Origin of the sequence: Vibrio sp. 10N.222.52.B7, from assembly GCF_041474275.1 — a bacterium.
Taxonomy (GTDB): Bacteria; Pseudomonadota; Gammaproteobacteria; order Enterobacterales; family Vibrionaceae; genus Vibrio; species Vibrio crassostreae_C.
Genome location: NZ_JBFRTU010000504.1, coordinates 1 through 271, shown reverse-complemented (window position 1 = coordinate 271; position 271 = coordinate 1). Strand labels below are relative to the sequence as shown.

The window sequence follows — 271 nt, the reverse complement described above, 5'->3', positions numbered from 1 at the left end:
GCTCTTCGATTGATGCAGCTAAAGTCATTAATACTTGTGCATTTAATAATGTTAAAGCAAGAGAGGTTGTTGGAATGTTCAAAATTAAGCATAAAGGTGCTTATTTTGTTGCAATACCGACCACCTCGGGGACGGGCTCAGAAACAACGATTGTTTCTGTGATGACAGATGACATTGATCACCAAAAGAAACAGGTTGTGAGTATGATAATTGTTCCTGATATGGCCGTTTTAGATCCTCGGTTAATGGTCGGGTTACCGGCACATATTAC

At 39.9% G+C, this 271-nt stretch carries 1 protein-coding gene; it reads left to right on the top strand.

Translation table 11 applies throughout. The annotated features are described in order from the left end of the window. Nucleotides 1-271, top strand: a 271-nt coding sequence (locus AB4512_RS23910) for an iron-containing alcohol dehydrogenase (RefSeq protein ID WP_372175987.1), incomplete at both ends; no start/stop codon positions are given.